The organism is Aeromonas sp. FDAARGOS 1410, from assembly GCF_019048745.1.
GTDB classification, from domain to species: domain Bacteria; phylum Pseudomonadota; class Gammaproteobacteria; order Enterobacterales; family Aeromonadaceae; genus Aeromonas; species Aeromonas jandaei.
Genome location: NZ_CP077401.1, coordinates 1,689,490 through 1,706,425 on the forward strand (window position 1 = coordinate 1,689,490; position 16,936 = coordinate 1,706,425).

Sequence of the window (16,936 nt, forward strand, 5' to 3'; positions counted from 1 at the left end):
ACGGGGGGAGAATGTGGCCGGAGCGCCTTTCAGCGCGCCCCGAACCGGGTTTCAAACTGCTGCATCAGGGCATCGTAGGTGCCGTTCATTTTGATCTTCTGCAGCCCCTTCTCGAACCGTCTGGCCATCTCTTCCCCTTGAGGGTGTTGGCGAGAGAAGGCGACCCAGAAGCCATCGGTAGAGAGCTTGCCGACCTTGACCACCTGCCCCGTCAGCGCTTTCTCCCGGATCTTGAGATAGCCCGGCATGCCGTTCATCAGGATGTAGTCGACTCGGCCCCGTGCCAGCATATCGAGGATCTGGGCGTCGGATTTGGCCTGAAAGCGGGCGATCTGCGGATCTGTCATAAAGCTGGTGGGGTAGGTGTAACCAAGAGTGATGCCGACCCGCTTGCCTTTGAGAGAGGCGAGGTCGAGGTCCCGGCGTGGCTCGCTGGCAAGGGCAAAGATGGCGAGATCCTCGCTGAACATGGGGGTCTTGTGCCAAAAGTACTGGTCGTGATTCTCATCCGTGATGGTGGCATCGAAGCAGCCTGCCAGCTGGTCGCTCTTGGCATCGTGCATGCAGCGGGCAAAGGGAAGGGTACGAAAGGCGACCTCGATGCCTTCGGCGGCGAATACCGCCCGAACCAGCTCGGGGGCCAGCCCTTGCGGCTGACCCGTCTCCCTGTTCAGCACGCTGTAGGGGGCCCAGTCATCTTCGGCGCCAATCAGCAATGGTGCTGCGCCGGTCTGGCTTGCCGCCAGCCAGAGCACCCCTGCCAACCATTTTCCCCACCCTGCGACCATAGCGCGGCTCCTCACCCATACATTGCAGCTCTACAAGCATAGCTAGCGTCCTTGCTCCGCCTGGTCAAGGTGGTTAGTGGCGTTCGAGTACGCCAACCGTCAGCAGCCGAAGCGGGTTGCCTCAAAGCGGTTGAGTAATTGGTGCACCAGATAGCAGATAAGCAGGGTGGCCACGATGGCAAAGAGGATGCTGCTGACCCGGTAGAGCGCACTGAATACCAGATCGTTTCCCGGCGTCAGATATTGACCGAACAGGATGCCGAGGGTGGTCAGGGCACCAAAACCGACGCCGGAACCGCTCGCCTCCTTCACATGGGCATGGCTGAACAGCATGGCGCCGAGCCAGAGCAGCGGAGCCACCAGCAGCAGTTGACCCGACCAGTCATAGAGCAGCAGCTGGCCAAGCAGACCGAAGGTGACACCGAGCAAGGTGCCCATGGCCCGTTTGCGGGCGTAGTTCAGCGCCCCGTTCCAGTGCATGGGAAAGAGCACCAGCAGGGTGGTGGCTTGCGCCGACATGGAGTCACGCAGATCAAACACCTGAAACACCAGAAACGAGAGGGTGGCGACCGTTGCTCCCAGCAGAGCCTCATGGCGCATCCGGTGCGGTGCCTTGGGGGCAGGGGCTGGTTTGGGGCGCGCCTCCACATCCGGTATCAGGGCCGTCATCAGGTAGGCGATAAGCACCGACAGCACGCTGGCCAAGAGGTTATTGAAGATGAGGTCGTTGAGGTCGGTCTGCGGATAGCTGGCAAAGTGGAGCATGATGCTGAGGCTCAGCACACCGTTGGCACCAAACAGGAACAGGCTGCCCCGCGACATGGCGGCAAAGCGGTAGAGAAACAGCAGAAAGGCGATGGGGGTCATCAGCCCGGGGTGGCTGCCGAACAGCCCCCCCAACAGACCCACCTCCACCCCGCAGATGGCTGCCGCAGCGATCAGCTGGCGCGCGGCATGACCATTCATCACCGGCACCATGCCAAGCAGCAGCACGGGGGTAACCGTGTAGAAGACCCCGTAATTCCAGCCACACAGCTTGCAGAGCAGAAAGCCGGTGGTGCAGCCAAAGGCGATACGCAGACACTGGCGCAGCTCGTTACCGGTCAGGGGCCGATGCCACAGATGGGTTGTGGCTGGACTGGGTGACGCAGCTTGATTAGTAGACATAGTGCAGCAGGCTGAGCAGATGGATCTGGGCACGAGCCAGCATGGCGGTCAGCGGGTTGTCCGGCAGCAGTTGTACCGTGGCCCGCGCCCCGGCTGGCAGATGATCGGGGAGCTGCTCCAGCTTGAGGTGCAGCCGCATCCGCTGGGCATCCCGTACCCAGCGATCCGATTCGACCGGAGCGGCCAGCCGACCGTTGGCATCAAACTGACCGGCGCTCACACCCGCATCGAGACTGCTGACGCGGGCGGGATAGAGCTGGCCCGGTTCGCCATCGAAGGCGACCAGCGCTCTGGTCTGGTCGCCAACGTGGCGCAGGCTCTTTTCACGAAAATCGGCAATGACATCAACTTGTTCCGACACCAGCGCCAGCAGCGGATTGCCTGCACTGGCGATGCTGCCCGGCTTGAGTTGCAGGTTGGTGATGGTGCCGTCCTGATCCGCATGTACTTGGCTGTAAGCCAATGCCAGCTCGGCTTGCGCCAGCTTGTTGCGAGCCTGGCGCAGCAGCAGGTTGTCATCCCCGCTCAAGCCACGGCTGGCCTCAAGCTGGGTCAGCTTCGCCTTGCTGGCACGCAGACTGGCCTGGGCACTGCGCAGGGCACTGTCAGCCTCATCTTTCTGCTGCAGCGAGACCATGCGACGTTGGAACAGAGCATTGATCCGCTCAGCTTCACGCCACTTCTGGCTGGCCAGCGTCTCCTTGGCATAGAGCTCGGCATTGGCGGCACTGAGGGCTGCATCCAGCTCGCTGTTCTGCTGCTCTGCTTGCGCCAGGGCAAGACGGGCCTGCTCGACCGCCAGCTCGAAGGGAACCGGGTCCAGCCTGAAGAGCAGGTCGCCTTTTTTGACCTGCTGGTTGTTGTGTACCGCTACTTCGACCACCTTGCCGCTCACTTGCGGGGCCAGCTTGGTGACCACCCGGGTGGCCATGGCCTGCGGGGTGAGGGGCATCAGCAGGTCTGCCATCAGAAAGTAGGCAAAGAGGGCGGTAAAGCCGGCCATGGACCATTTGATCCAGCGGCTGAATTGTTGATCCGGGGTCATCTTATTCCTCTGCGGGTTGTGCATCGGGCGGGGTGCTCTGCCCACCGTTCTCGTTGTGTGTTTCAATCTTGCTCAGGGCATTGGCCGAGATGCGCTGCACCGTCGCCTCAAACAGACTCAGGGTCTCTTCGTCGATACCGGCCAGCAGCTCTCTGCGAATATTCATGATGCGGTTGGCGATCTGGTCGAGCAGGGTCTGGCCGGTGGGAGTGACCGAGACGATGCGGGCCCGTTTGTCCTGACTGCAGCAGTGGCGTTCGATCAGCCCCTGCTCTTCCAGCTGGCCGAGGGTACGCATCAGGGAGGGGAGCTCGATTTCGAGGGCGTCGGCCAGGGTCTTCTGGCTGACATGGTTGCCCATGCGGGAGAGCTTCCAGAGCGCAGTCCAGCGCGGGTGGGTCAGGCCAAGAGGGGCCAGCTCCAGATCGGCGGCGGTACGCCACAACCGGTGCATGCGTGCGATTTGCTCGGCGAGCGACAGTTCGCGCAACCTCTCCAGATCCGTCATCCCTTGTTCCTCACTCACATAAATTTGTTAGCCTGCTAACCATTATCATTTGTTTAGCAGGCTAAGTAAATGGTGTGATGCAGATCTCTTTTTCAGCTGATGACAGCAAATCGTGAACGGGTGGGGCTTGATTGGAACTTCTTGGCTGTGGAGTGACCGGGTCCGGGGGAAAAAGGGGAAGAGCGGAAATATGTGACGAAATACCGTAATAATTTCGAGGATATTTTCAGAAAATATCTGTATCGCTCGCGCAGCTTATTTTTTATCCGCTAATATTGATGAGGTTATAAAACAGGGAGAGACGGGTTGTGGATGGCTATGACAGTGGATGTGTATATCTGGCAATAGAAGCTCTGCTGAGTGATGGAGAATATGGTGCAGAGTCCCATTATGGTGTGAGTCGGGAGGGGCCCAATAAGGGCGCCAGCAAGCATGCCGATATCTGCCATGATTTTGACCCTGCCAATATTCCATTGCTGCTGATGGAATAGATCTGACCACGTGTAGTCCTTGTGAGTTCAAGCCGGTGCCGATGTATGCACTGGCTTGGCTCATCGCTCTATATCGATATTCCCCTTTCCTGATGTTGGCCAAACCGCCAGTTTTTTGCGATGCCTTGCTCTTGCTGCGTCTCTGTGGCCATAGCCACGGATGGCTGCGGCGAGGCTGGTCGACAGGCTTCGACCCCGACCATATGTTTCACTGCCAGCGTAGATTATTTGCCCACAGGGTTTGTCATCCGGTTCTGCTATTTTCACCGACGCCTCTGCTTATCCCGATCCACAAGCCGGGATTGGCTGGAAAATAATTGTCCGGTTTGTTCGCTTGAGCTTCATATAACGCCCGCTTGCCATACCGGATGTATGACATTTGTTCGAGGCGTGACGTTTAAGTTTTTAATGTTTTTATATGGCTTTGCAGTCTGGCTAACCGACAGGGGCGAGGGGGATCAATAAAGTAGCGGCCACAATCACACGCAGAGTCCATAACAATGAAAAACCTCTCTACCCTACCAACCACACAAGAAAAGGCCGCTTTTATGGGTGGCCACCAAATTGCCGGTATGCCGCTCTTTATATTTCTCGGGCTGGCGACCTGCGTTCTCTTTTCCGGCTGGAACGGCTCGCTGCCGCTCGGCATGGTCGGTGCACTGGCGCTGATGTTTGTGCTTGGTACCCTGCTGACCGAGTTGGGCGAGCGGATCATGCCGATCCGCGAATATCTGGGTGGCGGCACTATCCTCGCCATCTTCGGCGGTGCTGCCCTGTTTGAATATCAGTTGCTGCCGGTACAGGCCGGACAGGTCATCACCAACTTCATGAAGGAGGGGGGCTTTCTCAACTTCTTCATCGCCAGTCTGGTGACTGGTTCGGTGTTTGGCATGAGCGGCGCTTTGCTGAAAAATGCCGCCATGCGCTACCTGCCGGTCATTCTTGGTGGCGTCGCACTGGCGCTGCTGAGCGTGGGGCTGGTCGGCTCCCTGATGGGGTATGGCTTCAAGAATGCGGTGCTGCTGATCGGCCTGCCCATCATGGGCGGTGGCATGGGCGCTGGCGCGGTGCCTCTGGTGGAGATCCTCTCCGGCCCGATGCAGATGTCCAGTGCGGATCTCTTGTCACGCATGGTACCGGCGGTCGTGATCGCCAATACCCTGGCCATTCTGGTGGGCTCCCTGCTGGCGCGCCTTGGTCGCCGTTACCCCTCCCTGACCGGCAACGGCAAGCTGATGCTCAAAGAGAATAGCCAGAGCATTGCTGACGAGCAGGCCGAAGCGCCGACCCTGCAGAGTCTCGGTATGGGCCTTTTCATCAGCTCCAGCATGTTTGTGCTGGGCTCCCTGCTTGGCAACTTTATTCCCATGCACCCCTTCGCCCTGATGATTTTGGCAGTCGCCTTTATCAAGGTGAGCGGTCTGCTGCCGCGCCGTTATGAGCAGGCGGCAGCCGACTGGTATCAGTTTGTGGTGAGCAACCTCACCCCCTCCCTGCTGGTGGGGATCGGCGTCGCCTATACCAGTATTCCCGAGCTCATCAGCGCCTTCTCCATCAGCTACTTCGTGCTGGTCATGGTCACCGTGATTGGCGGCGCCCTCGGTGCGGCGCTGGTCGGCAAGCTGATCGGCTTCTATCCCATCGAGGCGGCCATCACCGGCGGGCTCTGCATGGCCAACATGGGGGGCACCGGCGATGTGGCTGTGCTCTCGGCGGCCCAGCGCATGAAGCTGATGCCCTTTGCCCAGATCTCCTCCCGCCTCGGCGGTGCCGTGATGCTGATTTTGGCGACTGCGCTTATCTCCCTGCTTGCCTGATACCGGATTGAGGAACAAACAAGATGAACGACATCATGATGGGCACCAGCCTGCCCTATGCCGAACGCAAGCGTCAGGGTGTACGCGGCCGCATGCCGCACAAGGAGGAGTCCCTCTCTCAACAACGACGCCGGATCTACCGATTGGTCAGTGCCATGCAGAGTCCGTTTGACCAGCATCTGCTGCTGCGCCAGCTGCAGGAGGACAACCCGGTGCTCTTCTACGATCTTGTGCGCCACCACCTGCCGGAGCTGCTGCCGATCATCTACACCCCGGTGGTGGGAGAGGCGTGCCAGCGCCACAGCGACCTCTATCTGCGCAGCCACGGCCTCTATCTCTCCTGGCATGACAGGGACGATCTCGACGACATCCTCGAGTCGGTGGAGCAGGAGGTGGAGGTGATCGTCATCTCCGACGGCGAGCGGGTGCTGGGGCTCGGCGATCTCGGTATCGGCGGCATGGGGATCTGTATCGGCAAGCTGGCGCTCTACTCCGCCGCGGGTGGCATCAACCCGGCACGTACCTTGCCGCTCTGCGTCGATGTGGGCACCAACAACCCCGAGTTGCTGGAGGATGACTCCTACCTTGGCTGGCAATCCCCGCGCATCGACGGCGAGAGCTACTACCACTTCATGGACAAGGTGGTGGCCGCCATTCGCAAGCGCTGGCCGCAGGTGGTGCTGCAGTTTGAAGACTTTGCCGGCAAGCACGCCGCCAACCTGCTGGCCCGCTATCGGGACGAGCTCTGCATGTTCAACGACGACATTCAGGGTACGGCGGCTGTGGCTTCGGCCTGCGTGCTGGCCGGGTTGCAGCAGGCGGGCACTGTCCTGTGCGATGCCCCGGTGCTGATAGTCGGGGCGGGCTCGGCCGGTTGCGGCATTGCCGCCATGCTGGCCCAGCTGGCGGGGAGTCACGACGGCGTCTGGTTGTTTGATCAGGATGGGGTGGTTTGCTGCGATCGCCCTGCGTTGACCCGCGCCCAGCTGCCCTTTGCCCGCGCCGTAGAGGAGGGTAACAGCTCGCTGCTGGAGACCATCCGCCAAGTGCGACCGGCGGTCTTGATTGGCGTGAGTGGTCAGGGTGGCCTCTTTACCCGCGAGGTGTTGCAGGCGATGGGGGAGGTGTGCGATCAGCCGGTGATCCTGCCGCTCTCCAACCCGACCCGCAGCGCCGAGGCCACCCCCGAGCAGGTGTGGGCCGCCACCGATGGCCGTGCCCTGCTGGCCACCGGTAGCCCTTTTGCGCCGGTGACGGTGGCGGGCGAGCGGCGGGTGGTCTCCCAGTGCAATAACGTCTATGTCTTCCCGGGGATTGGTCTCGGGGCCTGCGCCGTCAAGGCGCGCCGTATCAGCGATGGCATGTTGCTGGCCGCGGTACGGGCGGTCGGTGCCTATCCGCTGTTGGCGGGTCGGCTGCTGCCTCCCATCGAACAGGTGGGGGAGGTGGCTCGCGCCGTCGCCAGAGCGGTGGCGCTCTGCGCCCGTGAGGAGGGTTTGGCCGATTTTGCCGGTGATCCGGCACCTTTGATTGACCAGACCTGGTGGCATCCGCACTATTGGGTGGCTTCCTGACGTTGCAAGGTCCGTGCATGAAACTTCGCCACCAGCTGGTTACCCTCTCCCTTGGGCTCTCCCTGCTGCTCATCATCGTTCTGGGCAGCCTGCTCGCGCTCTTTATCCGCCACCTGCTGGAGAGCAATCTGGAGGAGAAGGGGGGCGATCTGGCCCGTATCATGGCGGCTGACAGCCGGGTGGTGGCGGCGCTGCATCAGGGGAGCGAGCCTGCGCTGCGCGATTACATGGAGGAGGTGTGCCGCCGCACCGATGCCGCCTATATGGTGGTGACCGACGAGCATGGCCGTCGCCTCAGCCATCCCAACTCCGCTCTGGTGGGGGGACAGTTTCGCGGTGAGGATCTCTGGCCCGCGATCCACGAGCGGCGCAGCTACTGCTCGCGCGACATGGGAACCATGGGGCCGGCGATCCGCTGCTTCTCTCCGGTGGTGGGGGCTGACGGGCGCGCCATGGGGGCCGTGGTGGTGGGCTACCTGATGCAGCAGGTGGAGGGCATCTACATGGAGCGGATCGCCCTGCTCATCACCGCCATCGGCGCCGTCTTTGGTTGCGGCCTGCTGCTGGCGCTCTGGGTGCAATATCTGCTGCGCAAGACCCTGCTCGATCTGGAGCCGGAGGCGATCGTCCGCCGCTTCACCCTGCAGGATCTGGTGCTGGAGCAGATTGCCGAAGGGGTGATCGCGCTGGATGGCCGCGGCCACATCGCCATGATCAACAGCACCGCCATCTATCAGCTGCGGTTGCCTGCCACCGGTCGTCACGCCCTGCAGGGGCAGGCGCTGGCCGAGCTGGTGCCACCGCTCGCGCCCGTACTCGAGCAGGAGGGCGAGGTTGCCTTCTCCATTCAGGGCGAATCGTTCGTCGGTCGCTGGCAGGTGGTGCATGGCAAGGAGCCCGGGCGCCTCCTGATCTTCAGTCGTCCCGAAGTGGCGACCAGTCTGGGGGTACAGGTCACCCACTTGCGCCAGTACGCCGAAATGCTGCGGATGCAGAGCCACGAGTTTGCCAACAAGCTGAGCAGTCTCTCCGGCCTGCTGCAACTGGGCCATGTGGATCAGGCGGTAGAGCTTATCCAGCAGGAGAACGAGGCGTGCCAGACCCTGCTGCAGGAGCTGCTGGAACTTATCGACAACAAGCCGGTGGCCGGCCTTATCCTCGGCAAGTTCAGCCGGGCCCGCGAACTGGGGGTCACGCTTGAGCTCGATCCCGATTCGGCGCTCGGCGAGTATCCGGCCGCCGTCTCGGCGGATCTCATCACCCTCATCGGCAACCTGCTGGATAACGGTTTGCAGGCGGCCTGGCGCAATCGTCAGCAGTGTCCGCCGCGGGTGTTGCTTTCGCTGTGCGATGTGGGGCGCCGGTTGGTGATCGAAGTGGAGGATAGCGGCGAGGGGGTGGACGAGGATCTGGCCGATCACCTGTTCGATTACGGGGTGAGCCGCCAGAGCGGCGATCATGGCGTAGGACTCTTTCTGGTCAAGGAAACCGTGGGGCGCTATGAGGGTGTGATAGAATGGCGCCGAACTGTCGAGCAGACCACCTTGTTTGGCATCTACCTGAATAAAAACAAATTAATGTGAGCCATGGATCCAATACTCACCCTTGTTATTGAAGATGACGATCGGATTGGTGCCATCTTGTCCGAGCTGGTGGCCTCCACCTCCGGTTTCTCCCTGCTGGGGCGGGCCGGTACGCTGGCCCAGGCCGATGCCATGATGGCCGGCGTGGTGCCGCAGTTGCTGCTGGTGGATATCTCCCTGCCTGACGGCTCCGGCCTTGAGTGGGTGAGCCGCCTGCGCAGCCACAACCGCGAGGCTTATGTGATCATGGTGACCGCCTCGCGCGATGTGGAGACCATCCAGCAGGCGCTCAATCTCGGGGTACATGACTACATCATCAAGCCGCTGCGGCTGTTTCGCATCCAGCAGAGTCTCGACGAAATCCTGCAACTTCATCAGAAGCTCTCCGAGCCGGGGCGGCTGGAGCAGGAGGATCTCGATCGTCTGCTCGGCAAGGGACGTGCCCAACCCAAGGAGGTACGTACCACTCCCAAGGGGATCGACAGTATTACCCTGCGTCAGGTGCTCGATCTGCTTGCCGCGGAGCCCGAAAGCGTCTTCTCGACCGATACGGTGGCACAGCGGTTGTCGCTGAGTCGCACCACGGCACGCCGTTATCTGGAGTATCTGGAGTCGGAAGATCGGGTGGATGTGGATCTCAACTACGGCCAGCGTGGACGACCGGAGCGGCGCTACCGCTGGCGCCGGGCGGGGTGAAGTCGGTTCACCGTCGCTCAAACACGATAGAAATGAACAAGGGAGCCAGCGCTCCCTTGTTGTTTTTGGCGTGTTGTCCGTCAGGCCGCATTGCGTTCCGGCAGTGGGACACGCTTTTTCAGCTGGGAGATCATCACCCCCCCCAGGATGAGGCCGCCACCCAGCAGGTGGTAGCAGTGGATCGGCTCGCCCAGACCGACGACAGCGATAAGCGCCGTACAGAGTGGCATCAGGTTCATAAAGACCGACGTGCGCTCGGCGCCCATGCAGGCGAGGCCGCGCATCCAGCAGTAGGCCGCCAGCAGGGAAGAGGCGAGCCCGGCGAAGAGCACCAGTCCCCACCCTTCGGCCGGCACTGCCATCGAGTCGGCACTGAGGGCGAGCGGCACCAGCAGCAGTACGGCCAGCAGGATCTGCATGTAGAGGTTGAGCCAGGGGCCAAAGGGGGGTTGCCAGCGGCGGATCAGCAGGCCGTAGAGAGCATAGCTGGCGGAGCCGAGCAACATCATGCCATCCCCCGGGTTGATGCCGTTGTGCAGCAGAGCCAGCGGCTCGCCCTTGCCCAGCAGCCAGAGCACCCCGAACAGGGAGATACTCATGCCGAGCAGTGCCTGTTTGCCGGGACGCTGGCCGAAGAAGAGCGCCCCTTGCAGCAGGGTAAGCAGCGGAATGAGGGAGCCGATCACCCCCATATTGGTAGCCGAGGTGCTGTGGGCGGCGTAGTAGGCCAGACACTGGTAGAGCACCATACCGAGCGCCGCCAGCACCAGCAGCTTGCCGAGCCAGGGGCGAACCTCGCTGCGTCGCCGCCAGAGGGTGGGCAGGCAGAAGGGGGTCAGCGCCAGGGCGGCGATCACCCAGCGATAGAAGGAGATGGCTGCGGGGTCGAGCACGCTGGCCGCCGCTTTGGAGACCACGGTATTGGTGGCCCAGATCAGCACCGCCATCAGCGGAAACAGGAGGGGGGAGAAGAGTCGCATCAAAGGCTCCTTGGAGTAGATGCGACAAGTTTAACCTTGTCTGTATGTTGTCAAGTAACGTAAAACTGACAAACTATCCCGCAGAAAAGACAACTCCCCGTTATCTGCTGCAAGGCTACCGCCATCGGTTAGGGTATGGCGCTTGCCTTGTACGGGCAGAGATTGCACATCAGGCGGGTATAGAGGCGGGCATCGAGAGGAGAGTGAAGAGACCATGACAAACCGGCACTACCATCCGGCAGACAGCGAGCTGCCAGCGCCCAATCCCCTCTACTTTCGCTACCAGCAGTTGCAGGCGGAGAACGTCATGGCGATGCACTCCCACCCTTGGGGGCAGCTCAGCATGATCAGTCTGGGGGTGATGGAGATGGGGCTGGCCAACCAGCGTTTGCAGGTGCCCGCCGACTACCTGATCTGGGTGCCGGCGGATCTGGAGCACGCGGCTTATAACGAGCAGGCCCTCGACTACACCTCCATCTATGTCAGTCACGAGCTGGCCGCCTGCTTGCCGGCCGAGCCGCGCCTGCTGCTGATGACGCCGCTCATCCGCGCCCTGCTTGCCGACTTTTGCGAGCGCAAGGTGGGCCATATGGTGGATGAGTGGGATCAGCGTCAGGCCGAGCTGCTGGTGGCCAAGCTGACCCGTACCCGCTGTCAGGAGAGCTACCTGCCGATGAGTCAGGACAAACTGCTGGCCCCCATGCTGGCGGTGCTGCACAACGATCCGGCCGATCCCCGCACGCTGGCCCAGTGGGCGCAGCAGCTGCACACCACAGAGCGCACTCTGGCGCGCCGCTGTCTGCGCGAGCTCGGGATGAACTTCGGCCAGTGGCGGGCGCGGCTGCGGCTTATCAAGGCGCTGGCCTGGCTCAAGGGGGAGCTGCCTATTCAGGAGATCAGCTGGCGGCTCGGTTATGGTTCCACCTCCGCGTTCATTGCCATGTTCAACCGGGAACTGGGCTGCTCGCCCCAGCGCTATCGGCAGCAATCGCGAGGCAGTTCGCTGACGGGAGTGCCGGGCAAAGAGTCGCGAACATCTTGATAAGCTACATGTTTATTGTCGTTATCGAGGGTATCATAGTGGCTTGTTTCGAGATTCCACGATGAGGCCCGGGCTATGTTGCCCGGCTTGATCCTGAGGTTTGTGTATCCATCCTGATGCCATGGGGTAAGCATGCTCGCTTCCGGTTCCCGTTTTGCCGAGTCCGTTTTCTGGTATCTGCTGGCATTGACAGGTTGTTCCATTCTGCTGTTCGAGTTCGGTCCCGAGCGGGTGCTGGATATCAAAAACTGGCCCCACACCGTCGAGGTGACGCGGGCTCCCGGTGCGAGCGAAGCATCGGCCCGCTATGCTCCCTCGCTGGAAGGGGAGCCCGGCGTGAGCTGCACACGCTCTGACGAGCCCAACACCTATCCCGGCTGCGGTTTGATCCTGACGTTGTCTGCCCCCGAGCAGGGGCTCAACCTCAGTCGTTTCAAGACGCTCCATGTGCGCCTGAGCGTGACCGGCGATGGCCAGCAGGATTGGCGCTTCTATCTGCGCAACTACAACCGGGCATCCAATATCCCCGGCGATCCCATGTCGTCCAAGTTCAACGAAATCATCTTCCGCCCCGCCGACTACGGCAGAAGCCATGAGGTGCCGCTCGACGTGTTTACCCCGGCCACCTGGTGGATCAAGCACTACAAGGTGCCCTTGCAATTGCAGGGGCCAGATTTGAGCCGGGTCTACGCCATCGAGATTGCGGCGGGGTCTGACATGTCGGTGGGCGAGCACGGCGTGGTGATCGAAGAGCTGCAGTTTCATGGCGACTGGCTGGATGCCACCCTCTTCTACCGCCTGATCCTGCTGGTCTGGTTTCTCTATGGCTGCGCCACCTTTATGGTCAATCACCTGCATATGAAGCAGCGGCTGTGCCACGCCAATCGCGCCAAAGAGGAGGTGGAGGCGCTCAACCGCAGCCTGAGTGAAGAGAGCCGCCGCTCCCGCGAGCTGGCCTGTTACGATCCGCTCACCGGCGCCCTCAACCGTCTGGGCGGGGAGCGGCTGCTGGCCGATATCGGCGATCTGCCGTTTGCCTTCATCTATGTCGACGTGGATCACTTCAAGCAGATCAACGACACCCACGGTCATCCGGTGGGGGACGAAGTGCTCAAGCATCTGGTCAGCGAGATCCAGCTAAACAGCGATGCGCTCTGCCATCTGGTGCGCTGGGGGGGCGAGGAGTTCGTGCTGCTCTGCCTCCATTACGACCTGCTGCGGGCCTGTGCATTGGCCGAGCGGCTGCGTTCCCGGCTGGAAGAGTATCCCCACTGGCCCGCCTCTCTGCAGGTGACCGCTTCGTTCGGGGTGGCCGAACGGGTGGGAGATAGCCCGGAGCGGGTGCTCAAGCGGGCCGATGAGGCGCTCTATCAGGCCAAGAAGCGTGGCCGCAATCGGGTGGAAGCGCAGTGAGGGCGGGCAGTACGCTGTGTAGACCACCATTCGACAACTTCTTATAAAACGGGCAGAACCCTATGACAGGACAAACCATCGGGGCCTTGACCCTGCTGGTGGCCGATTACGACGAGGCCATCGCCTTTTTCACCGAGGGACTGGGGTTTGCGCTGCTGGAAGATACCCGGCTCGACGAGCCGGGCAAACCGGGCAAGCGCTGGGTACGGGTCGCTCCGGCGGGCAGCACGGGTTCCGCCCTGCTGCTGGCTCGCGCCGCCAGCGAAGAGCAGCGTGCCGCCATCGGCAAGCAGGGCGGCGGGCGGGTATTTCTGTTTCTCGAGACCGATGACTTCTGGCGGGGTTACCGGCGGATGCAGCAGTATGGTGTCCATTTTTGTGAACAACCCCGTGACGAGCCTTACGGCACCGTAGTGGTATTTGAAGATATCAGTGGCAACCGCTGGGATCTGCTGCAACGGATATCTGCCAGTGGCATTTGAAAACGTTTATCATCCCGTCTGTCACAAAGTCATAAAAGTGTCACAGAAAATTCTAATAATTGGCGCACCCATCTTCACAGAGGAGAGAGAAGGGAATGGCTAAGCGAATTCTGGTGGTCGAGGACGAAGCACCGATCCGCGAAATGCTCTGTTTCGTGCTGGAACAGAAGGGATATGAGACGATTGAAGCGGAAGATTTTGCCGATGGACTGGCGAAGGTGCGCGAACCCTACCCGGAACTCATCGTGCTCGATTGGATGATGCCCGGTGGCAGCGGCATCCAGTTCATCAAGCAGCTCAAGCAGGATGAAGTGACCCGCCAGATCCCGGTGGTGATGCTGACCGCCCGCGGCGAGGAGGAGGACAAGGTCCGCGGCCTCGAAGCGGGGGCCGATGACTACATCACCAAGCCGTTCTCTCCCAAGGAGCTGACTGCCCGCCTCCATGCGGTGATGCGCCGCGTCTCTCCCACCTCGGTGGACGAGGTGATCGAGGTGCAGGGTCTCAAGCTGGATCCTGTTTCGCACCGGGTCAGCGCCGAAGAGAGGGCGCTCGACATGGGGCCAACCGAATTCAAGCTGCTCCACTTCTTCATGACCCACCCGGAGCGGGTCTACAGCCGCGAGCAGTTGCTCAACAATGTCTGGGGTACCAATGTGTACGTCGAGGACAGAACCGTGGATGTCCATATTCGCCGCCTGCGCAAGGCGATCGAAGAGACAGGGCACGATAGATTGATTCAGACGGTGCGTGGAGCCGGATACCGCTTCTCAACCCGTCTCTAGAGGCTGTTATGTTGCAACCCTACGCCTGGCGGCGACAGTTGTGGCGAATGGCATTTTTTTACGCGCCCTTCGCATTGGTTGGCTGGCTGATTGATCACCTCTCGCTCACTCTGCTGGTTGCTGCGTTGCTCCATCTTGGCTGGCACTACCGCTTCCAGAAGCGGTTGTCGGACTGGCTGTGGCACGATCGCAGCCTGGTTCCTCCCAACGGCAAAGGCAGTTGGGAGCACATCTTCAACGGCATTTACAAGTTGCAGCAGCGCCACCGCGCCCGGCGCCGCGAGCTGGCGGGCCTGATCCGCCGCTTTCGGGAAGGGGCCGAGGCATTGCCTGACGCGGCCGTAGTATTGCGTGATGATGGCAGCATCCTCTGGTGTAACCGGCTGGCGGAGCAGCTGCTCGGTTTTCGCTGGCCGGAAGATGCCGGTCAGCATATCGGCAACCTGATCCGCAATCCGGCTTTTACAGCCTATCTGGCGAAACAGGCTTTTGACGAGCCATTGGAGATGCACTCCCCGGTCAACGAGGAGAAGTTTCTCGAGTTTCGCATCATGCCCTACGCCTCCGATCAGGCGATGCTGGTGGTGCGCGATGTCACCCGCTTGCGCAGTCTGGAGAAGACCCGCAAACACTTTGTCTCCAACGTCTCCCACGAGCTGCGCACGCCACTCACGGTGCTCAAGGGCTATCTGGAGATGACCGAGGAGCCGCCACCGCCCGCCATGTGGGCCAAGGCGCACCGGGTGATGATGGAGCAGACCATCCGGATGGACAATCTGGTCAATCAGCTGCTCACCCTGTCACGCATCGAGGCGGCTCCGAGCGTTGATCTCTCCCATCTGGTGGACATGCCCGCCATGCTGGGGCTGCTGGAGCAGGAGGCGCGGGCGCTCTCGGGCGAGCGGGCCCATCAGATCGAGTTCGTGGTGCAGCCCAATCTTCTGGTACGCGGCGATCAGGAGCAGCTGCGCAGCGCCGTCTCCAATCTGGTCTACAACGCCATTCACTACACGCCGCCGGGGCGCAAGGTGACGGTGGAGTGGCGCAAGCAGGGGGCGATGGCGCTGTTTGCCGTGCAGGATGAGGGGGAGGGGATCCCGCCCGAGCATCTGGCACGGCTCACCGAGCGTTTTTATCGGGTGGACAAGGCGCGCTCGCGCCACACCGGTGGCTCCGGCCTCGGCCTTGCCATCGTCAAGCATGCCTTGAGTCACCATGACTGCCAGCTCGATATCGAGAGCCGGGTCGGCTTTGGCAGCCGCTTCAGCTTTCTCATCCCCGGCCGGATGGTGGTGATAAAATAGTCTTTTATGACAAGGTGTTAGATATAGGTGAAGGGCTGCGTTGGCAGCCCTTTGCCATTTGGACAAAAGCGCCGCCATGTCATTAAAGTGTCACATTAAATCCATAAATTTGTCACTGCCAGGTCAGATACTGGCGCCGTTTTAAGAACGGACCTTCTGTAACTTTGGAGAGATTGGATGAAACTCAACAAACTGGCTGGTGTAATCGGATTCACCGCAGCAACCCTCTTTTCTGCCAGCACCCTGGCCTATGGTGTCGATAAAAACCTGCCGGAATACACCCCGACCAGCGGCATCTCGGGCAACCTGTCCTCTGTCGGCTCGGATACCCTGGCCAACATGATGACCCTGTGGGCTGAAGAATTTAAGCGCATGTATCCCAACGTCAACGTGCAGATCCAGGCTGCCGGCTCCTCTACCGCGCCGACCGCCCTGACCGAGGGTGTTGCCCAGTTTGGCCCGATGAGCCGCGCCATGAAGGCCGGTGAAGAGGAAGCATTCGAGAAGCGCTACGGCTACAAGCCGACTGCCATCCGCGTTGCAGTCGATGCCCTGGCCGTATTCGTCAACAAGGACAACCCCATCAAGGGGCTGACCATGCCGCAGATCGACGCCATCTTCTCCAGCACCCTCAAGTGCGGTGAAGCCAAGGCTGCCACCAAGTGGTCTGATCTGGGTCTGACCGGTAACTGGTCCGGCAAGGATCTGCAACTGTTCGGTCGCAACTCCGTATCCGGTACTTACGGTTACTTCAAGGAGCACGCCCTGTGTAACGGCGACTTCAAGAGCGGTGTGAACGAGCAGCCGGGTTCTGCTTCCGTGGTGCAGTCCGTCTCTGCCTCCCTGAACGGCATCGGTTACTCCGGCATCGGCTACGTCACCTCCGGCGTGCGTGCTGTTCCGCTCTCCAAGGATGGCAAGACCTTTATCGAAGCGAACGCTGACAACGCCATCACCGGCAAGTATCCGCTCTCCCGCTTCCTGTACGTTTACGTGAACAAGCACCCGAACAAGCCGCTCTCCCCGATGGAGCAAGAGTTTGTCAAGATGATGCTCTCCAAGGCGGGCCAGAATATCGTTGCCAAAGATGGTTACGTACCGGTACCGGCCAAGGTGGTACAGGCTGACCTGAAAAAGCTGGGTATTATGTAACTGCCTGCAGTCAGCATGCCTGATAAAACGAGCCCCAAGCGGGCTCGTTTTGTTTTTGGCGGCTGTCAGTTTTGTTAATAGCGCAGGATGGATATTTTTCCGCCAGCCG

At 61.0% G+C, this 16,936-nt stretch carries 16 protein-coding genes; 11 read left to right on the forward strand and 5 right to left on the reverse strand.

Annotated features, from left to right (window positions below; translation table 11 throughout):
• Window positions 1-29: 29 nt before the first annotated feature.
• The 4 genes from I6L40_RS08120 to slyA all read right to left on the reverse strand — a co-directional run bounded on the left by I6L40_RS08120 (window position 30) and on the right by slyA (window position 3,508).
• Entirely contained in the window at window positions 30-788 is a 759-nt protein-coding gene (locus tag I6L40_RS08120) for an ABC transporter substrate-binding protein (protein WP_216995258.1), read from the reverse strand.
• A 99-nt stretch (window positions 789-887) separates the two neighbouring features.
• Window positions 888-1,955, reverse strand: coding sequence for a DUF2955 domain-containing protein (locus tag I6L40_RS08125; protein ID WP_043849376.1), 1,068 nt, complete (start codon window positions 1,953-1,955; stop codon window positions 888-890).
• A complete protein-coding gene (locus I6L40_RS08130) occupies window positions 1,945-3,000 on the reverse strand; it encodes an HlyD family secretion protein (RefSeq protein WP_216995259.1) in 1,056 nt (351 codons plus the stop codon). The genes I6L40_RS08125 and I6L40_RS08130 overlap by 11 nt, the downstream gene beginning before the upstream one ends.
• A gap of 1 nt (window position 3,001) precedes the next feature.
• On the reverse strand, window positions 3,002-3,508 hold the full coding sequence (slyA, locus tag I6L40_RS08135) for a transcriptional regulator SlyA (RefSeq protein ID WP_041208161.1): 507 nt from the start codon (window positions 3,506-3,508) through the stop codon (window positions 3,002-3,004).
• A 308-nt stretch (window positions 3,509-3,816) separates the two neighbouring features.
• Here slyA and I6L40_RS08140 point away from each other — a divergent pair, with 308 nt between their 5' ends.
• The 5 genes from I6L40_RS08140 (at window position 3,817) to I6L40_RS08160 (ending at window position 9,669) form a co-directional block, all read left to right on the forward strand.
• Window positions 3,817-3,999 (forward strand): hypothetical protein, encoded by a 183-nt coding sequence (locus I6L40_RS08140; RefSeq protein WP_225628274.1) that lies wholly within the window; start codon window positions 3,817-3,819, stop codon window positions 3,997-3,999.
• A 500-nt stretch (window positions 4,000-4,499) separates the two neighbouring features.
• Window positions 4,500-5,816, forward strand: coding sequence for a 2-hydroxycarboxylate transporter family protein (locus I6L40_RS08145; RefSeq protein ID WP_216995260.1), 1,317 nt, complete (start codon window positions 4,500-4,502; stop codon window positions 5,814-5,816).
• A 23-nt stretch (window positions 5,817-5,839) separates the two neighbouring features.
• Window positions 5,840-7,390: an NAD-dependent malic enzyme gene (locus I6L40_RS08150; protein ID WP_071912142.1), complete on the forward strand. Its 1,551-nt coding sequence runs from the start codon at window positions 5,840-5,842 to the stop codon at window positions 7,388-7,390.
• A 17-nt stretch (window positions 7,391-7,407) separates the two neighbouring features.
• Window positions 7,408-8,973: an ATP-binding protein gene (locus tag I6L40_RS08155; protein WP_216995261.1), complete on the forward strand. Its 1,566-nt coding sequence runs from the start codon at window positions 7,408-7,410 to the stop codon at window positions 8,971-8,973.
• 3 nt (window positions 8,974-8,976) lie between these two features.
• On the forward strand, window positions 8,977-9,669 hold the full coding sequence (locus tag I6L40_RS08160; RefSeq protein ID WP_041208165.1) for a response regulator: 693 nt from the start codon (window positions 8,977-8,979) through the stop codon (window positions 9,667-9,669).
• 80 nt (window positions 9,670-9,749) lie between these two features.
• Here the strand turns inward: I6L40_RS08160 and I6L40_RS08165 are convergent, their stop codons facing one another.
• Window positions 9,750-10,649: a DMT family transporter gene (locus I6L40_RS08165; RefSeq protein WP_216995262.1), complete on the reverse strand. Its 900-nt coding sequence runs from the start codon at window positions 10,647-10,649 to the stop codon at window positions 9,750-9,752.
• A 214-nt stretch (window positions 10,650-10,863) separates the two neighbouring features.
• Between I6L40_RS08165 and I6L40_RS08170 the strand changes: the two genes are divergently transcribed.
• The 6 genes from I6L40_RS08170 to I6L40_RS08195 all read left to right on the forward strand — a co-directional run bounded on the left by I6L40_RS08170 (window position 10,864) and on the right by I6L40_RS08195 (window position 16,827).
• Window positions 10,864-11,691: a helix-turn-helix transcriptional regulator gene (locus I6L40_RS08170; protein ID WP_216995263.1), complete on the forward strand. Its 828-nt coding sequence runs from the start codon at window positions 10,864-10,866 to the stop codon at window positions 11,689-11,691.
• Between the two features lie 132 nt (window positions 11,692-11,823).
• Complete coding sequence (locus I6L40_RS08175) at window positions 11,824-13,104, forward strand: GGDEF domain-containing protein (protein ID WP_216995264.1); 1,281 nt, start codon at window positions 11,824-11,826, stop codon at window positions 13,102-13,104.
• 62 nt (window positions 13,105-13,166) lie between these two features.
• The gene (locus I6L40_RS08180; RefSeq protein WP_216995265.1) at window positions 13,167-13,586 is read left to right on the forward strand and encodes a VOC family protein; all 420 of its coding nucleotides are present in this window, start codon (window positions 13,167-13,169) and stop codon (window positions 13,584-13,586) included.
• 95 nt (window positions 13,587-13,681) lie between these two features.
• Window positions 13,682-14,371 carry a phosphate regulon transcriptional regulator PhoB gene (gene phoB, locus I6L40_RS08185; RefSeq protein WP_033115756.1) on the forward strand — a complete coding sequence of 230 codons (690 nt, stop codon included), beginning with the start codon at window positions 13,682-13,684 and terminating at the stop codon, window positions 14,369-14,371.
• An 8-nt stretch (window positions 14,372-14,379) separates the two neighbouring features.
• Window positions 14,380-15,675 carry a phosphate regulon sensor histidine kinase PhoR gene (gene phoR / locus I6L40_RS08190; protein WP_033115755.1) on the forward strand — a complete coding sequence of 432 codons (1,296 nt, stop codon included), beginning with the start codon at window positions 14,380-14,382 and terminating at the stop codon, window positions 15,673-15,675.
• 177 nt (window positions 15,676-15,852) lie between these two features.
• Complete coding sequence (locus I6L40_RS08195) at window positions 15,853-16,827, forward strand: PstS family phosphate ABC transporter substrate-binding protein (RefSeq protein ID WP_043849386.1); 975 nt, start codon at window positions 15,853-15,855, stop codon at window positions 16,825-16,827.
• Window positions 16,828-16,936 lie beyond the last annotated feature (109 nt).

Bases quoted from the DNA above. Each gene is read 5' to 3' on its own strand.
- I6L40_RS08130 (WP_216995259.1), bottom strand. From the start codon at position 3,000: ATGACCCCGGATCAACAATTCAGCCGCTGGATCAAATGGTCCATGGCC.
- I6L40_RS08170 (WP_216995263.1), top strand. From the start codon at position 10,864: ATGACAAACCGGCACTACCATCCGGCAGACAGCGAGCTGCCAGCGCCC.
- I6L40_RS08165 (WP_216995262.1), bottom strand. From the start codon at position 10,649: ATGCGACTCTTCTCCCCCCTCCTGTTTCCGCTGATGGCGGTGCTGATC.
- I6L40_RS08150 (WP_071912142.1), top strand. From the start codon at position 5,840: ATGAACGACATCATGATGGGCACCAGCCTGCCCTATGCCGAACGCAAG.
- I6L40_RS08195 (WP_043849386.1), top strand. From the start codon at position 15,853: ATGAAACTCAACAAACTGGCTGGTGTAATCGGATTCACCGCAGCAACC.
- phoR (WP_033115755.1), top strand. From the start codon at position 14,380: ATGTTGCAACCCTACGCCTGGCGGCGACAGTTGTGGCGAATGGCATTT.
- I6L40_RS08125 (WP_043849376.1), bottom strand. From the start codon at position 1,955: ATGTCTACTAATCAAGCTGCGTCACCCAGTCCAGCCACAACCCATCTG.
- I6L40_RS08145 (WP_216995260.1), top strand. From the start codon at position 4,500: ATGAAAAACCTCTCTACCCTACCAACCACACAAGAAAAGGCCGCTTTT.
- I6L40_RS08160 (WP_041208165.1), top strand. From the start codon at position 8,977: ATGGATCCAATACTCACCCTTGTTATTGAAGATGACGATCGGATTGGT.
- I6L40_RS08180 (WP_216995265.1), top strand. From the start codon at position 13,167: ATGACAGGACAAACCATCGGGGCCTTGACCCTGCTGGTGGCCGATTAC.
- I6L40_RS08175 (WP_216995264.1), top strand. From the start codon at position 11,824: ATGCTCGCTTCCGGTTCCCGTTTTGCCGAGTCCGTTTTCTGGTATCTG.
- phoB (WP_033115756.1), top strand. From the start codon at position 13,682: ATGGCTAAGCGAATTCTGGTGGTCGAGGACGAAGCACCGATCCGCGAA.
- slyA (WP_041208161.1), bottom strand. From the start codon at position 3,508: ATGACGGATCTGGAGAGGTTGCGCGAACTGTCGCTCGCCGAGCAAATC.
- I6L40_RS08155 (WP_216995261.1), top strand. From the start codon at position 7,408: ATGAAACTTCGCCACCAGCTGGTTACCCTCTCCCTTGGGCTCTCCCTG.
- I6L40_RS08120 (WP_216995258.1), bottom strand. From the start codon at position 788: ATGGTCGCAGGGTGGGGAAAATGGTTGGCAGGGGTGCTCTGGCTGGCG.